The sequence below is a fragment of the Streptomyces sp. NPDC057743 genome, from assembly GCF_042798755.1.
Classification (GTDB): domain Bacteria; phylum Actinomycetota; class Actinomycetes; order Streptomycetales; family Streptomycetaceae; genus Streptomyces.
Map to the genome: position 1 here is coordinate 63,186 of NZ_JBHVJX010000025.1, position 18,636 is coordinate 81,821.

Annotated in this window: 13 protein-coding genes; 3 read left to right on the top strand and 10 right to left on the bottom strand. The window is 71.5% G+C overall.

Features of this window, described 5'->3' with window-relative positions:
• Positions 1-110 precede the first annotated feature (110 nt).
• The 4 genes from ACFVFQ_RS26550 to ACFVFQ_RS26565 form a co-directional block, all read right to left on the bottom strand.
• A complete protein-coding gene (locus tag ACFVFQ_RS26550) occupies positions 111-2,483 on the bottom strand; it encodes an FtsX-like permease family protein (RefSeq protein ID WP_383420397.1) in 2,373 nt (790 codons plus the stop codon).
• On the bottom strand, positions 2,480-3,166 hold the full coding sequence (locus tag ACFVFQ_RS26555; protein ID WP_383420399.1) for an ABC transporter ATP-binding protein: 687 nt from the start codon (positions 3,164-3,166) through the stop codon (positions 2,480-2,482). Before ACFVFQ_RS26555 ends, ACFVFQ_RS26550 begins: the two co-directional genes overlap by 4 nt.
• Positions 3,167-3,328: 162 nt before the next feature.
• On the bottom strand, positions 3,329-3,619 hold the full coding sequence (locus ACFVFQ_RS26560; protein WP_383420401.1) for a hypothetical protein: 291 nt from the start codon (positions 3,617-3,619) through the stop codon (positions 3,329-3,331).
• Entirely contained in the window at positions 3,616-4,566 is a 951-nt protein-coding gene (locus ACFVFQ_RS26565; protein ID WP_383420403.1) for an SPFH domain-containing protein, read from the bottom strand. Before ACFVFQ_RS26565 ends, ACFVFQ_RS26560 begins: the two co-directional genes overlap by 4 nt.
• A 274-nt stretch (positions 4,567-4,840) precedes the next feature.
• Here ACFVFQ_RS26565 and ACFVFQ_RS26570 point away from each other — a divergent pair, with 274 nt between their 5' ends.
• Entirely contained in the window at positions 4,841-7,147 is a 2,307-nt protein-coding gene (locus ACFVFQ_RS26570) for a transglycosylase domain-containing protein (RefSeq protein ID WP_383420405.1), read from the top strand.
• Between the two features lie 73 nt (positions 7,148-7,220).
• Here ACFVFQ_RS26570 and ACFVFQ_RS26575 read toward each other — a convergent pair whose 3' ends face one another.
• From ACFVFQ_RS26575 to ACFVFQ_RS26595, 5 genes are all read right to left on the bottom strand, one after another.
• Positions 7,221-8,684: a catalase gene (locus tag ACFVFQ_RS26575; RefSeq protein WP_383420407.1), complete on the bottom strand. Its 1,464-nt coding sequence runs from the start codon at positions 8,682-8,684 to the stop codon at positions 7,221-7,223.
• A gap of 239 nt (positions 8,685-8,923) precedes the next feature.
• Positions 8,924-11,431: a SpoIIE family protein phosphatase gene (locus tag ACFVFQ_RS26580; protein WP_383420409.1), complete on the bottom strand. Its 2,508-nt coding sequence runs from the start codon at positions 11,429-11,431 to the stop codon at positions 8,924-8,926.
• Positions 11,432-11,518: 87 nt separating this feature from the next.
• A complete protein-coding gene (locus ACFVFQ_RS26585; RefSeq protein ID WP_383420411.1) occupies positions 11,519-12,202 on the bottom strand; it encodes a class I SAM-dependent DNA methyltransferase in 684 nt (227 codons plus the stop codon).
• 246 nt (positions 12,203-12,448) lie between these two features.
• Complete coding sequence (locus tag ACFVFQ_RS26590; protein ID WP_383420471.1) at positions 12,449-13,174, bottom strand: DUF402 domain-containing protein; 726 nt, start codon at positions 13,172-13,174, stop codon at positions 12,449-12,451.
• 68 nt (positions 13,175-13,242) lie between these two features.
• Positions 13,243-14,637 carry a class II fumarate hydratase gene (locus ACFVFQ_RS26595; protein ID WP_383420413.1) on the bottom strand — a complete coding sequence of 465 codons (1,395 nt, stop codon included), beginning with the start codon at positions 14,635-14,637 and terminating at the stop codon, positions 13,243-13,245.
• A 635-nt stretch (positions 14,638-15,272) separates the two neighbouring features.
• Between ACFVFQ_RS26595 and ACFVFQ_RS26600 the strand changes: the two genes are divergently transcribed.
• Entirely contained in the window at positions 15,273-15,476 is a 204-nt protein-coding gene (locus ACFVFQ_RS26600) for a hypothetical protein (RefSeq protein ID WP_383420415.1), read from the top strand.
• Positions 15,477-15,890: 414 nt separating this feature from the next.
• On the opposite strand, the gene ACFVFQ_RS26605 is transcribed toward ACFVFQ_RS26600, so the two are convergent.
• Positions 15,891-17,567: a fumarate hydratase gene (locus ACFVFQ_RS26605; protein ID WP_383420417.1), complete on the bottom strand. Its 1,677-nt coding sequence runs from the start codon at positions 17,565-17,567 to the stop codon at positions 15,891-15,893.
• Between the two features lie 302 nt (positions 17,568-17,869).
• Here ACFVFQ_RS26605 and ACFVFQ_RS26610 point away from each other — a divergent pair, with 302 nt between their 5' ends.
• A complete protein-coding gene (locus ACFVFQ_RS26610; RefSeq protein ID WP_383420473.1) occupies positions 17,870-18,580 on the top strand; it encodes a DUF1707 domain-containing protein in 711 nt (236 codons plus the stop codon).
• Positions 18,581-18,636 lie beyond the last annotated feature (56 nt).

Consider the following 18,636-nt stretch of genomic DNA (forward strand, 5'->3'; position numbering starts at 1 on the left):
ACTCCGGGGTGTATCGCCGGTGTATACGCACGGGGTATACACCGGCGGGTGAGGGCGGGGCGAGGGGGCGGGGCGGCCGAGCCGGCCGGCCGGGCCACCCCGCGGCGCCCTCACTCCGTGCGCAGCCCGTCGGGCCGCATCATCCGCCACAGCGGCGGCAGGCTGAGCGCCGTCACCAGCACCACCAGCGCGGCCCCGGTGGCGAGCGGCGCCCACAGCACCGACCAGTCGAAGCTGGTCTTCCCGGCCATCCGCAGCAGCGACAGGCCCAGCCCGCAGCCGCCGGCCAGCGCCAACGCCAGCCCCAGGAGCACCGGGAGGGCGGTCTGCCACAGCACCGACCAGGCCAGCGTGGCCCGCCGGGTGCCGAAGGCGACCAGAACGGACAGCAGCCGGCGGCGCTCGCGCAGTTGCTCCAGCATCGTCACCAGCATGCTGGCGGCGATCAGCACCAGGGTCGCGGTGGAGGCGACCAGCAGCCAGGTGCGCACGCTGGTGAACTGGGAGTCGCGCTCGACGTTTTGCAGCTCATGGACGCCCATCACCGGGTTGATCCGGGCCGCGGTGTTCCGGACGTGCTCGACGGCGTCCGGCACGGTCGGGTCGATCCTGAGCTGGACGAGGCCCTGCGGGTCGTCCAGCAGCCTGCCGTCCAGGGCACCGGGGGTGACGAAGAGGCCGAAGGAGGAGCGGCCCATCGCGTCCGGGCGGGAGTCGACCGTGCGGGCCGTCTTCGGGACGGTCCACAGCCGGGGTGCGACGGGCGGCCCCTGCTCGTTGTGCACGACGAGGTCCACCGTGGCGCCGGGCCGGGCGGTCTGGGTGATGTAGTCGGTGTCGACCTGGCCGGTGTGGTCCCGGACGACGAAGACATCGCCGTCCTTGCAGGAGCCCAGGCGGGCCATCTCGCCCAGGCTGGCGCAGTCGCCGTAGACGAGCTGGGTGATCGGGACGAACGGCTCGCCCTTGCGCTGCGGGCCGGGCCGGGACGCGTTGGAGGCGATGGTGGCGATGACGCCGCGGACGCCCTCGGTCTCCTGGAACATCCGCTGCGCCGTGCGGATCGTGCCGATGTCGTGCGCGGGCAGCGACGCCTGCAGCTGCGCCCGCGTCGGGTCCTGGCCGGTGACCTTCATGAAGTCGCCCTGCACCGCGGAGAAGAGCAGTTGGAGCGCGATCGCGCCGGCGACCGCGACGGTGATCCCGCTGACCGAGCGGGCGGCCGCGCCCGAGCTGAGCTGGAGCCGCCGCACCGCGAGCTGCCAGGGCACCGTCCCGCGGCGCAGGCGGGCCACCGCCGCGTCCACGGCCCAGGGCAGCATCAGCGTCACCCCGAGCAGGAACACCACGGCGCCGCCGCCGACGAGGTACGGATTGACGCCGCCCCCGGGGGCGTTGAGCCTGCCGTTGGCGATCAGCAGCGCCACGCCGGCCAGCAGGAACGGCAGCCGCCACCACAGCCGGCGCCGGCGGGCCGCGCCGCTGCGGACGACGCCCAGCGGCTCGATGGTCACCCGGCGCAGCGACAGCAGCGTCACGAGGACGGCGGCCAGCGGCACCGCGAGCGCGATCACCGCGGTCAGCCACGGGGCCGGGGTCAGGTCGGAGGGGAAGGCGGAGACGTCCCAGACGGTGATCTTGGAGGCCAGCTGCCGGGCGCCCAGGAACAGCCCGGCCCCCACCAACAGGCCGCACAGCGAGCCGAAGAGTGCCTCGCCGGCCGCGGTCCGCCGGGTCATCCGGGCGTCCGCGCCGATCAGCCGCAGGGCGGCCAGCCGGCGGTCGCGCTGCTCCCCGCCGAACCGGACCGCGGTGCCGATGAAGATCGCCACCGGCATCAGCAGCACCACGAACGCCACGATGATCAGCGCCAGCAGCTTGGGGTCCAGCGGATCGCTGGTGGAGCCGATGCCGAAGCCGGGGATCCGGTGGCCGCCGTTGGCCTCGGTCAGGGTGTCGCTGCCGGCGTAGAAGGTGAGGTCGGCGGGGCCGACCAGACCGCTCTGCGCGATCAGGCCGACGTCCTTGTACGGCAGCCGCTCGCGCAGCAGCGCGCCCTGAGGCGAGTGCAGCAGTTCGCGCAGCGCGGGGGAGACCACCATCTCGTTCGGCCTGGGCAGCGCGGCCACCCCCGGCGGGGCGGGCGCCTTCGGGCCGTCCGGGCGCAGGAGTTCGCCCCGGACGGCCTGGGTCCGGTACGTCGTGTGCACGTCGCCGACGAGCAGCGTGGCGGCGCTCGGCCGCGTGGTCCGGTCGACCTGCGCCGGAGCCTGGGCCTGGCGGCGCTCGCTCCGTTCCGCGGTGATGGTGGGGATGGACGCCGCGGTGAGCAGCAGCATCACGCCCAACCCCACGCCGAGCGCGGTCAGCAGGGTGCGGATCCACCCCTCGCGCCCGCCGCCGACCGCGAAGCGCATGCCCATGACGAGGTCCCGGGCCCACCCGCGCGGCCCGCGCTCGGCGCTTGTCGTGTGGCTGCTCATGCCGCGCCCGCCATCTCCCGCGCGATGCCGTCCCGCACCACGACCTCGCGGTCGGCGTACGCGGCGACCCGGGCCTCGTGGGTGACCAGCACCACGGCCGCGTTGCTCTCCCGCGCGGCATCCGTCAACAGGCCCATGACCCGCTCGCCGTTGAGGGAGTCCAGGGCGCCGGTGGGCTCGTCGGCGAAGACCACCCGCGGGCGGCCGGCGAGCGCGCGGGCGACTGCGACCCGCTGGCCTTGGCCGCCGGAGATCTCGCCGGGCCGCTGGCCCGCGACGCCGTCCACCTCCAGGCGTTCCAGCCAGTGGCGGGCCTGGCGTTCGGCTTCCTTGCGCTTGGTGCCGTTGAGGCGGAGCGGTAGGGCGACGTTCTCCAGGCAGGTCAACTCCGGTACGAGTTGGCCGAATTGGAAGACGAAGCCGAAGTCGGTGCGGCGCAGGGCGCTGCGCCGGCCGTCGCTGAGGTCGGTCAGGGTGTGCGGGCCGTAGCGCACCGCCCCGGAGTCGGGGCGGATGATCCCGGCGAGGCAGTGCAGCAGGGTCGATTTTCCGGACCCGGAGGGGCCCATGACGGCGACGACCTCGCCGGGGTGGACGGAGAAGTCGGCGCCGTCGAGCGCGGGCGTCGGCCCGTACGCCTTGTGCAGCGCGCGGGCTTCGAGCAGGGAACCGGCCGGGGTCATACGTGGGCCTCCGGGAGTGCGAGCAGGGCATGACGAGGGCCGACGCGCTCAGGGCAGCGCCGACCCACGGGCATGTTCCGCACTCTACATGAGGTGTATACGCGTGATGTATAGACGCGGTGTTGAGTTGTCCCTACCGGACGCGCTCGGCGCCGCTCGCCGTCACGCGCCGCCCCCGTCCCGCCCCTCCTCTATCTCCCGTCGCTTGGGCGGGCGGCCGCGGCGGGGAAGGCCGCCCGCGCCGCGGGGGAGGCGGCCGGCGTCGCCCAGGGCCTTGCGCAGCAGGAACTCGATCTGGGCGTTGGCGCTGCGGAGTTCGTCGTCGGCCCAGCGGGTCAGGGCGTCGTGGATCAGCGGGTCCAGCCGCAGCAGCACCTGCTTGCGCTGCTGCGGCCGGCGGGCGGGGGGCCGTTCGCGCTCGGCGTCGGGCTCCTCTGGGGTGTCCGTGCTCACTGGTACAGCGAGCCCGTGTTCAGCACCGGCTGTGCGGCGCGGTCGCCGCACAGCACCACCATCAGATTGCTGACCATGGCGGCCTTGCGCTCCTCGTCCAGCTCGACGATGCCCTGCTCGTTGATGCGCTCCAGGGCCGACTCGACCATGCCCACCGCGCCCTCGACGATCTGCTGGCGGGCCGCGACGACCGCGCCGGCCTGCTGCCGCTGGAGCATCGCGGAGGCGATCTCCGGGGCGTAGGCGAGGTGGCTGAAGCGGGTCTCGATGATCTGCACGCCGGCGGCCTGGACGCGGGCGGTCAGCTCCACGGCCAGCTTCTCGGTGATCTCCTCGGCGTTGCCGCGCAGCGAGAGGCCGCCCTCGTCGTGGGCGTCGTAGGGGTACTCGATGGCGATGTGTCGGACCGCGGCCTCGGTCTGGGTGGCGACGAACTCCAGGAAGTCGTCGACCTCGAAGAGCGCCTGGGCGGTGTCCTCGACCTTCCACACGACGATCGCGGCCAGCTCGATCGGGTTGCCGTACGCGTCGTTGACCTTGAGGACCGAGGTCTCGTGGTTGCGGACCCGGGTGGAGATCTTGCGGGCCGAGGTGAGCGGGTTGACCCACCGCAGGCCGTCGGTGCGGATGGTGCCGACGTACCGGCCGAAGAGCTGGATCACCCGCGCCTCGCCCGGCGCCACCATCTTCACGCCGGTCATGCAGAAGAACGAGCCAACCATCAGCAGGATTCCGACGATCACCAGCGGGGCGGCGGCCGCGCCGTTGCCCTTGTTGCCCAGGACCCCGCCGATGATGATCACGACGATGCCGACGGCGACGCCCAGAACGGTCAGCAGCAGGGCCAGCCCGCCCGGGATGCTGTGCGCGGCCCGCTCGCGGACCTGCGGTTCGGGCATCTCCGGAGCATCCCCGGCGCCGTGCGGAGCGGGTGTCGTGGCGGTCATGTGGTCCCCGTTTCTCTCTTGATGGCGCGCCCCGCGGTGCGTGATGTGCGCCGCAGCGCGCGCTGTCACTGGTCTAGCAAAGTGATAGCACTTTAACGCGCTGGCCTGCTGCGGTCCAGCGGGTCGCGGCTACTGCCCGGACGGTTGCGCTCGATCCCCGTGCTCTTTGTCACGTAGGGAAAAGCCTTGATCGATGAGTATTTGTTGTCAGATGCGGTGTTAGCTTCAACAGCTGAGTTATGCCGGGGGCGGAACGACTGGAGTTGCACGAGCGATGGGCCGAGCTGACGCGAGGCGGGCGGCGCAGAGCAGTGCCCGCCGGACTGGAAAGAACAAGAAGAAGTCCGGCATACGCCGCCTCTTCACCTGGAAGAAGATCCTCGGCACGTTCCTGGGCGTGTGCCTGCTGGGCATCCTGGGGTTCATCGGGCTGTACCTCTACGTGGGCGTGCCCGCAGGCAACAAGAGCGCGCAGCTCCAGAGCAACGTCTTCAAGTACGCGGACGGCACGGTCATGGCGCGGGCCGGCCAGGTCAACCGCGAGACCGTCCCGCTGAGCAAGATCCCCAAGGCCGTCCAGCACACCTTCGTCGCCGCCGAGAACAAGACCTTCTACGAGGACTCCGGCGTCGACCTGAAGGGCACCCTGCGCGGGGTCATCAACACCCTGAGCGGCAAGGGCAAGCAGGGTGGTTCGACGATCACCCAGCAGTACGTCAAGAACTACTACCTGAGCCAAGAGCAGACGATCTCCCGCAAGCTCCAGGAGATCGTGATCTCCCTCAAGGTGGACCAGAAGTTCTCCAAGAACGACATCCTCGCCGGCTACATCAACACCAGCTACTACGGCCGCGGCGCCTACGGCATCCAGGCCGCCGCCCAGGCGTACTACGGCGTGGACTCCGAAAAGCTCACCGTCTCGCAGGGCGCCTACCTGGCCTCGCTGCTCCAGGCACCCAACCAGTACGACTGGGCCATCGCCTCCGACGCCGGCAAGCAGCGCGTCCAGGAGCGTTGGGCGTACACGCTCAACAACATGGTCGAGAAGAAGTGGCTCAGCCCGGAGGAGCGCGCGAAGCAGAAGTTCGACGTGCCCAAGCCGCCCAAGCCGCTGCCCGGTCTGACCGGCCAGACCAGCTACATCGTCGACGCGGCCAAGCGGGAGCTCTTCGCCCAGGGCGTCGACCCGGGCGAGTTCGAGGCCGGCGGCTGGACCGTCACCCTCGGCATCGAGAAGAACCGGCAGAAGGACCTGGAGGCGTCGGTCAAGCGGAAGCTCCTCGACGACCTGAAGCCCGACCAGCGCGCGGTGGACCGTGACGCCCAGCTCGGCGCGGCCTCGGTGGACCCCAAGACCGGCCACGTCGTGGCGATGTACGGCGGCGCGGGGTACCCGAAGCACTACACCAACAACGCCACCCGCGCCGACTACCAGGCGGCCTCCACCTTCAAGCCGCTGGTCCTGGCCTCGGCGCTGCAGAACGGCGCGCAGACCCGGAACGGCGTCCGGATCACCCCCAACACGATCTACGACGGCGCCAACCGCCGCCCGGTCGTCGGCGGGACCAAGCCCTTCGCCCCGCCGAACGAGGACGAGCGCACCTACGGCAAGATCAGCGTCCAGACGGCGACCAACAACTCCGTCAACGCCGTCTTCGCGCAGATGGGCGCCGACGTCGGCCTGGACCAGGTCAAGCAGACCGCGGTCCAACTCGGCCTGAACGTCCCCAAGTCCGAGGTGCAGCCCGCGATGGCGCTGGGCACCATGGGCGCCAGCCCGCTCCAGATGGCGGGCGCCTACGCCACCCTCGACAACCACGGCACCAAGGTCACCCCGACCATGGTCGTCAAGGCGGTGCACACCCAGAACGGCGTCGACAAGGAGGTCCCGCTCAAGGACCCGATCGGCGACGAGGTCCTCTCGCGCAAGACCGCCGACACCGTCACCTCCGTCCTGACCGGCGTGGTCGACGACGGCACCGCGTCGAGCGCGGTGAAGAACGCCTCCTACAAGGCGGCGGGCAAGACCGGTACCTCCGACGACAACAAGTCGGCCTGGTTCGTGGGCTACACGCCCAAGCTGGTCACCGCGGTCGGCATGTTCGGCGAGTCGCCCACCGGCGGCAAGCAGGTCACCCTCAAGGGCACCGGAGGCGGCGGCCGGGTCAACGGCGGCGGCTACCCGGCGCGGGTGTGGGCCGACTACACCCAGTCCGCGCTCGGCGACAGCGGTGGCGGCGAATTCGACCTGGAGACCGACATGGGCGCCGCGGTGCCGCCGCCGCCCACCTCGACGCCGAGCCACACCCCGAGCTCCACCCCGACCACGACCCCGACGCCGACCCACACGCCGTCGGGCCCCCCGACGCCGACCGGCACCCCGACGGACAGCGGCACCGGCCGCCCGACCGGCCGGCCCACGCCGACCGACAGCGGCTCCGGCCCGCCGAACGGCGGCACCGGCGGCAACCCGGGCGGTAACACGGGCACCGGAGGCAACACCGGCACGGGTGGCAACAACGGCAACCCGGGCGGCAACACCAGCACCGGCGGCAACAACCTGCCGAACCTCGGCAACTGACCGGCCCGGCCCCCCAAAGCATCGCGGCCCGCACCCTCAAGGGGTGCGGGCCGCGGCGCTGTTCGCGCGCGGATCAGCCGCCGTTGACCTTCTTGGCGACCCGGTCGCCGAGGTTCTTGTCGACGTTGCGCCAGTACTGGAGCGCCCGCTCCAACACCGGCCGGCTCACCCCGTCCAGCAGGTGCCCGGCGATGTTGTTGACCAGCCGCTCGCGGGCCGCGTCGTCCAACACCTCGCGGACCATCGTGCCCGGCTGCCCGAAGTCGTCGTCGTCCCGGCGCAGCGTGTACGCCTCGCGCACCATCGCACCGCTGGACTCCCAGCCCGCCGGCTCCCCGTAGCGCTCGGTGTCGGCCGCCGGGCCGCCGTAGGAGTTCGGCGCGTACGGCCGGGCCGTCCGTGCCGGGTCGAACCGCATCGGGCCGTCCTTGGCGTACGAATGGGCCGGCACGTGCGGGCGGTTGGGCGGCAGCTGCGCGTAGTTCGGGCCGATCCGGTACCGGTGGGTGTCCGGGTACGAGAACAGCCGGCCGAGCAGCATCTTGTCCGGGGACGGGCCGATGCCCGGCACCATGTTGGACGGCTCGAACGCGGCCTGCTCGATGTGGATGAAGTAGTCCTCCGGGTTCCGGTTGAGCGTCATCCGGCCGACCTCGATCAGCGGGTAGTCGCCGTGCGGCCACACCTTGGTCAGGTCGAACGGGTTGAAGCGGTAGTCCGGGGCGTCGTCGAACGGCATGACCTGGACGTACAGCGTCCACGACGGGGCGTTGCCGCTCTCGATGGCGTCGTACAGATCCCGGCGGTGGAAGTCGCCGTCCTCGCCGGCCAGTCGGTCGGCGTCGGCCTGGGTGAGGAAGTCGATGCCCTGGTCGGTCTTGAAGTGGTACTTGATCCAGAACTTCTCGCCGCCCGCGTTGACCCACATGTAGGTGTGCGAGCCGTACCCGTTCATGTGCCGGTAGGTCTTGGGGATGCCGCGGTCGCCCATCAGCCAGGTGACCTGGTGGGCCGACTCCGGCGAGAGCGTCCAGAAGTCCCACTGCATGTCGTTGTCGCGCAGCCCGTTGTCCGGGCGGCGCTTCTGCGAGCGGATGAAGTCCTGGAACTTGATGGTGTCCCGCACGAAGAACACCGGGGTGTTGTTGCCCACCAGGTCGTAATTGCCCTGCTCCGTATAGAACTTGAGGGCGAAGCCGCGGGGGTCGCGCCAGGTGTCGGGGGAGCCCTGCTCGCCGGCGACGGTCGAGAAGCGGGCCAGCATCTCGGTTTCCTTGCCGGGCTGGAAGAGGTCCGCCTTGGTGAACTGGCTGACGTCGCCTGTGACCTTGAAGAAGCCGTAGGCGCCGCTGCCCTTGGCGTGCACCACCCGCTCGGGGACCCGCTCGCGGTTGAACTGGGCCATCTTCTCGATCAGATAGTGGTCGTGGAGCAGGATCGGGCCGTCCGGGCTCACGGTCAGTGAGTGCTCGTCGCTCTCCACCGGGATGCCGACGTTGTTCGTGGTGGGCGGGACGTTGCGCGCGGTGCTACTCATTGGAGGAACGCCTCCCGTTCGATGACTGGCGGTGGGGTGGGTGGGCCCGGGGCCGTCAGTCCCTTCCGAGGGCGGCTGGTCCCGTTCGGTCCCTTTTGTTCCCCACCCAAGCAGTCAACGCCGCCGGCGGCACCTCGGCAAGGGGTCCCCGGCGTCCGGTCGAGTCCCGAACACGCCGACGGGGACCCGGCCCGGTCCGGGCGCGGGTCCCCGTACGTGTGACGGCGCGGGCCGCGGCCTCAGTGGCGCGTCCCCGGCGGCATCGACAGCTCGAACCAGACCACCTTCCCCATGCTCAGCCGGGTCGCGCCCCAGCGCCGCGCCATCCGGTTGACCAGGTACAGCCCCCGGCCGCCCTCGTCGGACGGCCGGGCGTTCCGCAGCCGTGGCAGCTGCGGCACGTCGTCGCCGACCTCGCAGCGCAGCACGTCGGTGCGCAGCAGCCGCAGTGTCACCGGCCGCTCCGCGTACCGCACCGCATTGGTCACCACCTCGCTGACCAGCAGCTCCAACTGGTCCGACAGGTCGTCCAGGCCCCAACGGGCCAGCGCCCGGCGGGCCAACCGGCGCGCCTGCCCGGCCGTCTGCGCCTTCGGGTCGAGGTACCAGTACGCGACGTCGCTCGGCGCGATCCCGTCGAAGCGGGCGGCCAGCAGCGCGATGTCGTCATCGCGGTCGCCGGGCCCGAGCATGTCCAGCACCTCGTCGCACAGCGGCTCCAGCGGCGGGGGATTGGGCCCGGTCAGCCGGGCCGTCTCGGCCAGCCGCTCGCGCAGCTGCTCGATGCCGGTCCACACGTCCCGGATCCGGGACTCCACCAGGCCGTCGGTGTAGAGCACCAGCGTCGCGCCCGCCGGGGCGTCCAGCTCCACCGCCTCGAAGTCCACCCCGCCGACGCCGATCGGCGCGCCCGGCGGCACCCGCAGCACCTCCGCGCGCCCGCCGCGGTGCAGCATCACCGGCGGCGGATGCCCGGCGTTGGCGACGATGATCCGGTGCGCCACCGGGTCGTAGACCGCGTACAGACAGGTCGCCATCCGGTCCGAACCCAGCCGCTGGGCCTGCTCGTCGAGGTGGTGCAGCACCTCCTGCGGCGGCAGGTCCAGGCCGGCCAGGGTCTGGGCGGTGGTCCGCAGCTGCCCCATGATCGCGGCCGAGGTCATCGAGTGGCCCATCACATCGCCGACCACCAGCGCCACCCGGCTGCCCGGCAGCGGGATCGCGTCGTACCAGTCGCCGCCCACCCGGGCGGTCTCCGCGGCCGGCAGATAACGGCTGGCCAGCCGGACGCCGGTCGGCTGCGGCAGCGAGTCCGGCAGCATGGTGCGCTGGAGCGCGTCGGCGATGTACGCCTCGCGGCCGTAGAGCACCGCCTTGTCCACGCCCAGCGCGGTGTGCGTCGCCAACTGGGCCGCCACCAGCAGGTCGTCCGGATCGAACGCCGGCCGGTCCGGGCGGCGCAGGAAGACCGCCGCGCCGATCACCCGCCGGCGCCCGCGCAGCGGCGCCAGGATGACCCGATGGCCGCCCGGCAGGCGGGTGTCCGGGCCCAGCAGCTCCGGCAGCGCGGCCCGCGCCGCCTGCGCCTCGCCGAACAGCGGCCGGACCCCGCGCAGCACCTCAGCCAGCGGCCCGCCCGCCCGCACCTCGGACAGCTCCGCGGCGCTGCCGCCCATCGCCGGCCCCAGATCCGGCTGCGCCGGCAGCACCGGCAGCCGCAGCCCACCGGTGTCCGGCTCCTCCGGGATCCGGTCGGTACGGCGCAGCCGCAGCACCACCGGGCCGGTCGGCCGCTCGTCGCCCACCGGCAGCGGATCGCGCAGATACACCAGGATCGCGTCGGCGAACGTCGGCACCGTCGCCCGGCACAGCCCCAGCACGATCTCGTCCAGGTCTATCCCGCGCGCGATCCGCCGGGTTGCCGCCCCGATGAACCGCAGCCGGTCACCGCTGGCCTGCCGGGCCGCGGTCGACTCCCGGCCCTCGCCACCCTCGCCGGGGTGCGCCGAGCGGGCCGGCGGCACCGCGGGCGGCTGCGGCGGCCCCGCCTGGGGCGGGAGTTCCGCGCCGCCGGGCCCGCCGCCCCGTACGCCCGGGGGCTGGCCCGGCGGCGGCCCGCCCGTCCCCGGTTCACCGCCGTGCGCCTGGGACGCCGCGCTGCCCTCCCGGGGCCGCCCAACTCCCTCGCCACCGGGCCGCGGTTGCGCGTGCCCCGGCTCCTCGTCCGGCTCGGGCGCCCCGGCGCGACCCAACGCGCCGTGCGCCACCGGCCGGCCCGCCCGGACCGCCGCGCGCTCCCCGTCCGGCACGCCGCCCGGTCGTCCCTCAGCGGACATGGCCACCTCCCCGTACATGTCGTACGAGCCCCCGTACGACCCGGCGCGCGCGCCGTAGGAACTGTCGCGAGACTCGCGGGCCGCACCGTACGCCCGCGCGCCGTCGCCGGCCGGGCCGTGGTCCGCGGTCGGTTCGGCGTCCCCCTGCCGCTCCGGCGGACCCGCGGAGGCCGTGGCGGCGCGTCGGCCGGCCGCGCCGGCCTCGAAGCCGGAGTCGTCGCCGCCGCGCACCGCGAACCCCGTGCCCGGGCCCGGCTCGTGGCCGGCACCGGCGGGCTGCTGGAGGGCGCTGCGCGGGTCGGGTACGCCGCCGAGCGGCGCCGTACCGGCCGTCCCCGCGGGAGGGGACGCCGAGGACGCGGCGGTCGGGGCCGACTGCCGCGTTTCATGGGAGGTGGGGTGCTCCGTCACGCGTGGGGTTCCGTCCGTCCGGGGCTGGCGCCGGCGCGCCGCGTCCGGTGCGCGCCGCCCGAGCGGCCGCGCCCGAAGCGGTGCGTCTCAGGCGCGTCGCAGGTGCAGAAAGAGCTGGATTTCGGGTGGTACGTCCGTGCTCGCCGGGGCATACGCATACGAGTCCTCCCCGACGATGTCGAATCCCGCGTCGCGCACGACCCGGCGCAGGTCTTCCCGCAGATATCCGGATACCCGGATCGTGCTGCCGAGGAACGGAAGGGGGAAGTCGTCGATATCGGCCTCGACCATTGCCAGGGCCAACAGCCCGCCGGGGCGCAGCAGGTCGTGCAGCATGCCCAGCGCACAGGGGATTTCCGCCCGGGGCATCATCAACAACGAGAAATAGGCGGCGATTCCGTCGAAGGAGCCGGCGCCGCCCAGCTGGCCGTCGCGCAGATCGGCGATGTCCAACCGGTGGAATTCGGCGCCCGGGACGTTCTCCCGGGCCAGTTCGACCATCCCGGGGGAGAGGTCGATTCCCACGACCCGGTGGCCCGCGTCGGTGAGTTGACGGGCTGTCGGCAGGCCCGTTCCGCAGCCGGCGTCGAGGATCCGCGAAGCCGCCGGCAGCGCTCCGCTCAACCAGGTGCCGGAGGCGATCTGGCCTTCCTTGTGTGGAAAGGCCGTCTCGTACTGATTGCCGATCGTGTCGAACGCCTCGGCCTGTCCGGCCCGGTCGAGTCCTAACCGGTTCAGACCCTCGTACGCGTCGTAGCTCGTCGCGCTCACGACCTCGCCTCTCCTGCGACCGAAACGGTCAAGTTCGTTTTCTCGTTCTGGAGTTGCGCCTGTGCAGTCTTGCGGAGGACGATCCTACGTTTGAAGGCCCAGGGCGCAGCAAGGGGGCTGACCACCGCTTCTCGTCCAGCGGGAACGCCGTGGGAAGCCAGCGGGAAACAGCTTCGCCCATAGGCGCACCTTTCCACCGTTCGCCCCCTTCACTCGCTTCATTCTCTTCTTTTCGCGTTTGCTACCTCACGGCAGCAAACGATCTGGCGGTCGATCCCAGTTGTCCGGAAGCGTGGGAACCTCCCAGGCGGGATCGGGCCGCCAGTCCTCCCAGCGGTCGGCGAACGGCCCGCCCCACGCCTCGATCTGTGCGACCGCGGCGCGTCCGGCGGAGGCGACCTCGGCCGCTTGCCCGTCCGTCATCAACCCGTCCCGCCGCGCCTGCGCGAACTCGTCCTCGTCCCGCCACTCCCAGCGCCGGTCCGGATAGACGCAGATGTCGAGGAAATGGTCGAGCGAGTCGATTCCGCCCGACCAACGGCGGCGCGGCTCCTCCAGATTGACGTACCAATTCTTGAAGTGCCAGCCGCTCTCCCAGAACAGCCAGACCGACCAAGGATCCCCGGGCCGGGCCAACTTCAACACACCGGTGCCGAACCACTGGTCGCGCTGGGTCCGGCGCGGTGTGGTGTAACGGGTGGCGAGCGGCTCGCGGTGCACCGGCGTGCCGTCGGCGAGCACCGGCTTGATGCACGAGGTGCCCGGCGCCATCCACACCGCGAGCAACTCCTCGGTGTCCCGCACAACGGTCACCGGACGGCAGATGTGGAACCGGCGGGGGTCGGCGTTGTCGCGGTAGCGCCACAGGACGTGGTCACCGGGCGCCCAACGGCCCCCGCCCGCGCCCCGGTTCCCCGCTCCGCCCGTCGGTCCGGGCACACCGCCCGTCCCGCCCTCCGCCGTCTCCACCATGTCCGCTGTCATGCGCAGATCTTAGGGGCGTCGCGTTACGCGCGCGGTGACATGCGCCGCACCGGTGGTTACGGATGGGTCATGCGCAACACATCGAGCGCCTCGTCGAGCTGCTGAACCGTCAGCAGTCCGCGCTCGACATAACCGCCCTCGATGACCACCTCGCGGATCGTCCGCCGCTCCGCCAGCGACTGCTTGGCGACCTTCGCGGCCTCCTCGTAACCGAGGTACTTGTTCAACGGAGTGACCACCGATGGGGACGATTCGGCGTATTCGCGGGCCCGCGCCACATTGGCGGTGATGCCGTCCACCGTCCGATCGGCCAGCAGCCGCGACACATTGGTGAGCAGCCGCACCGACTCCAGCACATTTCGCGCGATCACCGGCAGCATCACGTTGAGTTCGAAATTGCCGGATGCCCCGGCCGCCGCCACCGTCGCGTCATTTCCGGTGACCTGCGCGGCGACCATCAACACCGCCTCCGGAATCACCGGATTGACCTTCCCCGGCATGATCGACGAACCCGGCTGGAGATCCGGCAGGTTGATCTCGGCGAGCCCCGTCCGCGGCCCCGACGCCATCCACCTCAGGTCGTTGGCGATTTTCGTCAGCCCCACCGCAATCGTCCGCAACTGACCGCTGGTCTCGACGATTCCGTCCCGCGCGCCCTGCGCCTCGAAGTGGTCGCGCGCCTCGGTCAACGGCAGCCCGGTCGCCCGCGCCACCTCGGCGATCACCGCCGCGGAGAATCCCGGCGGGGTGTTGATGCCCGTGCCCACCGCCGTTCCCCCGAGCGGCAGTTCGGCCAGTCGCGGCAACGACGCCCGCAACCGCTCCACGCCGTAGCGCACCTGCGCCGCATAACCGCCGAACTCCTGCCCCAGCGTCACCGGCGTGGCATCCATCAAATGCGTCCGCCCCGACTTCACCACCTCGGCGAATTCCGTCGCCTTGCGCTCCAGCGCCGCCGCCAGATGCTCCAGCGCCGGAATCAGGTCATGGAGCACGGCCGAGGTCGCCGCGATGTGGATCGACGACGGGAACACGTCGTTCGACGACTGGCTCGCATTGACATGGTCATTGGGGTGCACCGCGCGCCCCAACCGCTCGCTGGCGAGGGTCGCGATCACCTCGTTGGCGTTCATGTTCGACGATGTCCCCGACCCCGTCTGGAACACGTCCACGGGGAAGTCCTCGTCCCACCGCCCCTCGGCCACCTCCGCGGCCGCCTCCGCGATGGCCCCCGCGAGGTCCTTGCCCAGCACCCCCAGCTCGGCGTTGACCTTGGCGGCCGCCCCCTTGATCCGCGCCAACGCCTCGATGTGCGCCCGCTCCAACCGCTGCCCGGAGATCGGGAAGTTCTCCACCGCCCGCTGGGTCTGGGCCCGCCACTTGGCGTGCGCGGGAACCCGCACCTCACCCATCGAGTCGTGCTCGATCCTGAATGCGCTGTTTTCGCTCATGCCTATGACAGTGCCCGCAAGGCCGGATCTGTTCCCGGCCGCCCACGGATGTCACCTGCCTGCACCGCCACCCACCGCGCCGGCCGGGGACGGGCGGACGGGATGCCTCCGCTTCTGCCCTTCGCCCTCCGTGACGGCTCGCCCCGCCCCTGGCCGCCCTGCCGGCCTCGTGCCCCACCTCCCCTCCTCGCCCGGCGAGTTGACTGTCACAGCCCCCGCCAGCCCCTTCGCCGTCGACCGCGCCGCAGCGCACCACGATGCGCGCCCCCGCCCGACGGCTCAGGCGGTCCCGACGAGCGCGACGGACCACGCCAACTACCCCCGCATCACGGCGGCTTCACGGCCCTCCCGCCCCGCGCCCCCGAACGCGGACACGACCCAATCCCCTTGGCCATGGCCTCACTTCCTCACCTCCCGACTTCTCGTCGACTCATCGACTTCTCCCCGACTTCGCATTCTTACGTCTGTAGGACTCAGCTCTCACTCCTTCCCAAGGTTACGGCGCAGGGTGACGATGGGAACACGGAACGTAGCAATCCGCGGAAAGTTAAGGCGATCCCACGACGGAACCAGGGGAGCCGCCCTCGCACCTAACAGGACAGCGCCAACACCCCCCACCGAACAGGAGCATCACCATGGCCACGAGCGCCGGCCACACATCATCGGGCTCGCGATCCCGGCAGTCACTGATGACCCTGCGCGTCTACACCACGACCCGCGACGGCGTCGTCGTCCAGGAGCGCGCCCAGATCCACGTCGTCGCCGGTGACCGCTTCGATCTCTACGGCCTCACCCAGGCTTGGCCCCCATGCGCCTGCCCCCGCCATCGGGGGCGTTAGGGCCTGTCCGGTGGGTCAAGGGTGGACGGGCCCGATTCCAGGCCCAAGGCCGGGGCGCCTTGTCGACCTGTCGTCGAATGGCCTGGCGCTCTTCGCGCATCCTGCGGCGTGCGCGGGTGACCGGCGCCCGATGAGCTGGTGGTGGGAGTGCGGGGGGGGGGAGTGATGGCGACGGCTGGTGGCGAGCGGGTCAACTCTGCTGATGGTGCGAGGTTTTGCGCGCCTGCCTCCTGGTCGTTCGAGCGTCGCCGAAGAGAACGATTCCGGAACGGACGGCGCCCCACCGGGAATTGCCGAAAGGCTCACGGCCGTCACCCACGCGCGGTGGGTGACGGCCGTGACCGTACCGTCCGTCCGGAAGTCCGGAAGCCCGGAACTCCGGTTATCCGGGACGGAATTGGCGGGGGCGGGGAGTTACGACCCCTGGCGGACCGGGATCGACGTGAAGGTCGGGGTCGTCGGGGCCGGGTCGGCGAAGAAGTCGTTGCCCTTGTCGTCGACGACGATGAAGGCGGGGAAGTCCTCGACCTCGATCTTCCAGACGGCCTCCATGCCGAGCTCCTCGTATTCGAGGACCTCGACCTTCTTGATGCAGTCCTGGGCCAGGCGGGCCGCGGGGCCGCCGATGGAGCCCAGGTAGAAGCCGCCGTGCGCGGCGCAGGCGTCGGTGACCTGCTGGGAGCGGTTGCCCTTGGCGAGCATGACCTTGGAGCCGCCGGCGGCCTGGAACTGCTCGACGTAGGCGTCCATCCGGCCGGCCGTGGTCGGGCCGAAGGAGCCGGAGGCGTAGCCCTCGGGGGTCTTGGCCGGGCCGGCGTAGTAGACCGGGTGGTCCTTGAGGTACTGCGGCATCTCCTCGCCCGCGTCCAGCCGTTCCTTGATCTTGGCGTGGGCGATGTCGCGGGCCACGACCAGGGTGCCGGTGAGCGAGAGCCGGGTCTTGACCGGGTGCCGGGTCAGCTCGGCGAGGACCTCGTCCATCGGGCGGTTGAGGTCGATGGCGACCGCGTCGAGGTCGGCGCCGGCGCCCTCGGTCAGTTCCTCGTCGGTGGTTTCCGGCAGGAAGCGGGCCGGGTCGGTCTCCAACTGCTCCAGGAAGACGCCCTCGGCGGTGATCTTGGCGACGGCCTGGCGGTCGGCGGAGCAGGACACCGCGATGGCGACCGGGCAGGACGCGCCGTGCCGGGGCAGGCGGACCACGCGCACGTCGTGACAGAAGTACTTGCCGCCGAACTGCGCACCGATGCCGATCTTCTGGGTGAGCTCGAAGACCTTGTCCTCCAGCTCCTTGTCGCGGAAGCCGTGGCCGGTCGGGGAGCCCTCGCCGGGCAGCTCGTCCAGGTAGTGCGCGGAGGCGTACTTGGCGGTCTTCAGGGCGTACTCGGCCGAGGTGCCGCCGACGACGATGGCCAGGTGGTACGGCGGGCAGGCGGCCGTGCCCAGCGAACGGATCTTCTGCTCCAGGAACTTCATCATGGACGCCTCGTTGAGGACGGCCTTGGTCTCCTGGAAGAGGAAGGACTTGTTGGCGCTGCCGCCGCCCTTGGCCATGAAGAGGAACTTGTACGCGTCGCCGTCGGTGGCGTACAGCTCGATCTGCGCCGGGAGGTTGGAGCCGGTGTTCTTCTCCTCCCACATGGTCAGCGGCGCCATCTGCGAGTAGCGCAGGTTGAGCTGGGTGTAGGCGTCGTAGATGCCGCGGGAGAGGGCCTCCTCGTCGCCGCCCTGCGTCAGCACGTGCTGACCGCGCTTGCCCATGACGATCGCGGTGCCGGTGTCCTGGCACATCGGCAGCACGCCGGCCGCGGCGATGTTGGCGTTCTTCAGCAGGTCCAGGGCGACGAAGCGGTCGTTGGCGCTGGCCTCCGGGTCGTCCAGGATCTTGCGGAGCTGGGCGAGGTGGGTCGGGCGCAGGTAGTGCGCGATGTCGTGCATCGCCTCGGCGGCGAGCTTGCGCAGCGCCTCCGGCTCGACCTTGAGGAACGTCCGGCCGTCCGCTTCGAAGGTGCTGACGCCCTCCGAAGTCACCAGGCGGTAGGGGGTGTTGTCCTCGCCGGTGGGAAGCAGGTCGGTATAGGCGAAGTCCGGCATCGCGGAAAAATCCTTACTCGGAGGGGTCGTGGCTGGCTTCTACGGCAGCGCCCGACCAGCGTAGAACCCCGGCCCGGCGCCGCTGTTGTGAGGTAGGGCTCAGTCCACGGCAGACGCGCCCGCGGATCCTCTAGTCGCGATCTATCGCGTTTCGGTACGCTGGGCGCGTGGACGCTTCAGGAATCGGGGGACGCCCGGGCCCAGACACCCCGCCCGGGCCGCTTGCTGAGCAGGACCAGCAGGTGGTGAAACTGACCAAGGGCGAGGCGAAACCGCAGGCCAGGCCGGTCGCCGAGGCGGATATGCGGGCCTCGGACGCGGACCGCGACCGGATCGCGGAGATCCTGCGGGAGGCGCTCGCCGAGGGTCGGCTGGACGCCGAGGAGCACGCCGAGCGGATCGACGTGGTCTACCGCGCCAAGACCATGGGCGAGTTGGAGCCCGTCGTCCGGGACCTCCCCGGCGTCGACGGCCGGCCGCAGCCGGAGGCCGGGCCCCACGCGTACGGCCCGGCCCCCGCCGGCGCGGACCAGAACCTCGTCGCGATCTTCAGCGCGGCCGAACGCAAGGGCCGTTGGCGCGTCCCGCCGCGGATCAACGCGGTCGCGGTCTTCGGCAGCGTGGAGATCGACCTGACCGAGGCGGTCTTCCCCCAGCAGCGCGTGCAGATCAACGCCACCTCGATCTTCGGCAGCGTCGAGGTCCGGGTGCCGGAGAACGTCACCCTGCGCAGCAACGGCTCCGGCATCCTCGGCAGCTTCGAGGTCGAGACGCACGAGGCGGAGGACGGCGACGCCCCCGAGATCGACATCAACGGCTTCGCGCTGCTGGGCAGCGTGGAGGCCAAGCCCAAGCGCGGTGCCTGGATCCGCGATCTGGGCAGCCGGCTCAGGGGTGACCACCGCGAGCGGATGGACCGGCGCCGGGCCGAACGGCACGAGCGGATGGACCAGCTGCGGGCGGAGCGCCACGAGCGGTGGTCCGAGCGCCGGGGTCGGCGCCGACTCGGTTAGCGGCAAAGGGTGTTGGGGCCGCGCCCGGCTTTTCCTCGATCGACACGGTGTGCATA

Excerpts from the sequence above, each read along its gene's own strand:
- ACFVFQ_RS26550 (WP_383420397.1), bottom strand. The coding sequence starts at position 2,483 with ATGAGCAGCCACACGACAAGCGCCGAGCGCGGGCCGCGCGGGTGGGCC.
- ACFVFQ_RS26555 (WP_383420399.1), bottom strand. The coding sequence starts at position 3,166 with ATGACCCCGGCCGGTTCCCTGCTCGAAGCCCGCGCGCTGCACAAGGCG.
- ACFVFQ_RS26565 (WP_383420403.1), bottom strand. The coding sequence starts at position 4,566 with ATGACCGCCACGACACCCGCTCCGCACGGCGCCGGGGATGCTCCGGAG.
- ACFVFQ_RS26570 (WP_383420405.1), top strand. The coding sequence starts at position 4,841 with ATGGGCCGAGCTGACGCGAGGCGGGCGGCGCAGAGCAGTGCCCGCCGG.
- ACFVFQ_RS26575 (WP_383420407.1), bottom strand. The coding sequence starts at position 8,684 with ATGAGTAGCACCGCGCGCAACGTCCCGCCCACCACGAACAACGTCGGC.
- ACFVFQ_RS26590 (WP_383420471.1), bottom strand. The coding sequence starts at position 13,174 with ATGGTGGAGACGGCGGAGGGCGGGACGGGCGGTGTGCCCGGACCGACG.
- ACFVFQ_RS26595 (WP_383420413.1), bottom strand. The coding sequence starts at position 14,637 with ATGAGCGAAAACAGCGCATTCAGGATCGAGCACGACTCGATGGGTGAG.
- ACFVFQ_RS26600 (WP_383420415.1), top strand. The coding sequence starts at position 15,273 with ATGGCCACGAGCGCCGGCCACACATCATCGGGCTCGCGATCCCGGCAG.
- ACFVFQ_RS26605 (WP_383420417.1), bottom strand. The coding sequence starts at position 17,567 with ATGCCGGACTTCGCCTATACCGACCTGCTTCCCACCGGCGAGGACAAC.
- ACFVFQ_RS26610 (WP_383420473.1), top strand. The coding sequence starts at position 17,870 with ATGCGGGCCTCGGACGCGGACCGCGACCGGATCGCGGAGATCCTGCGG.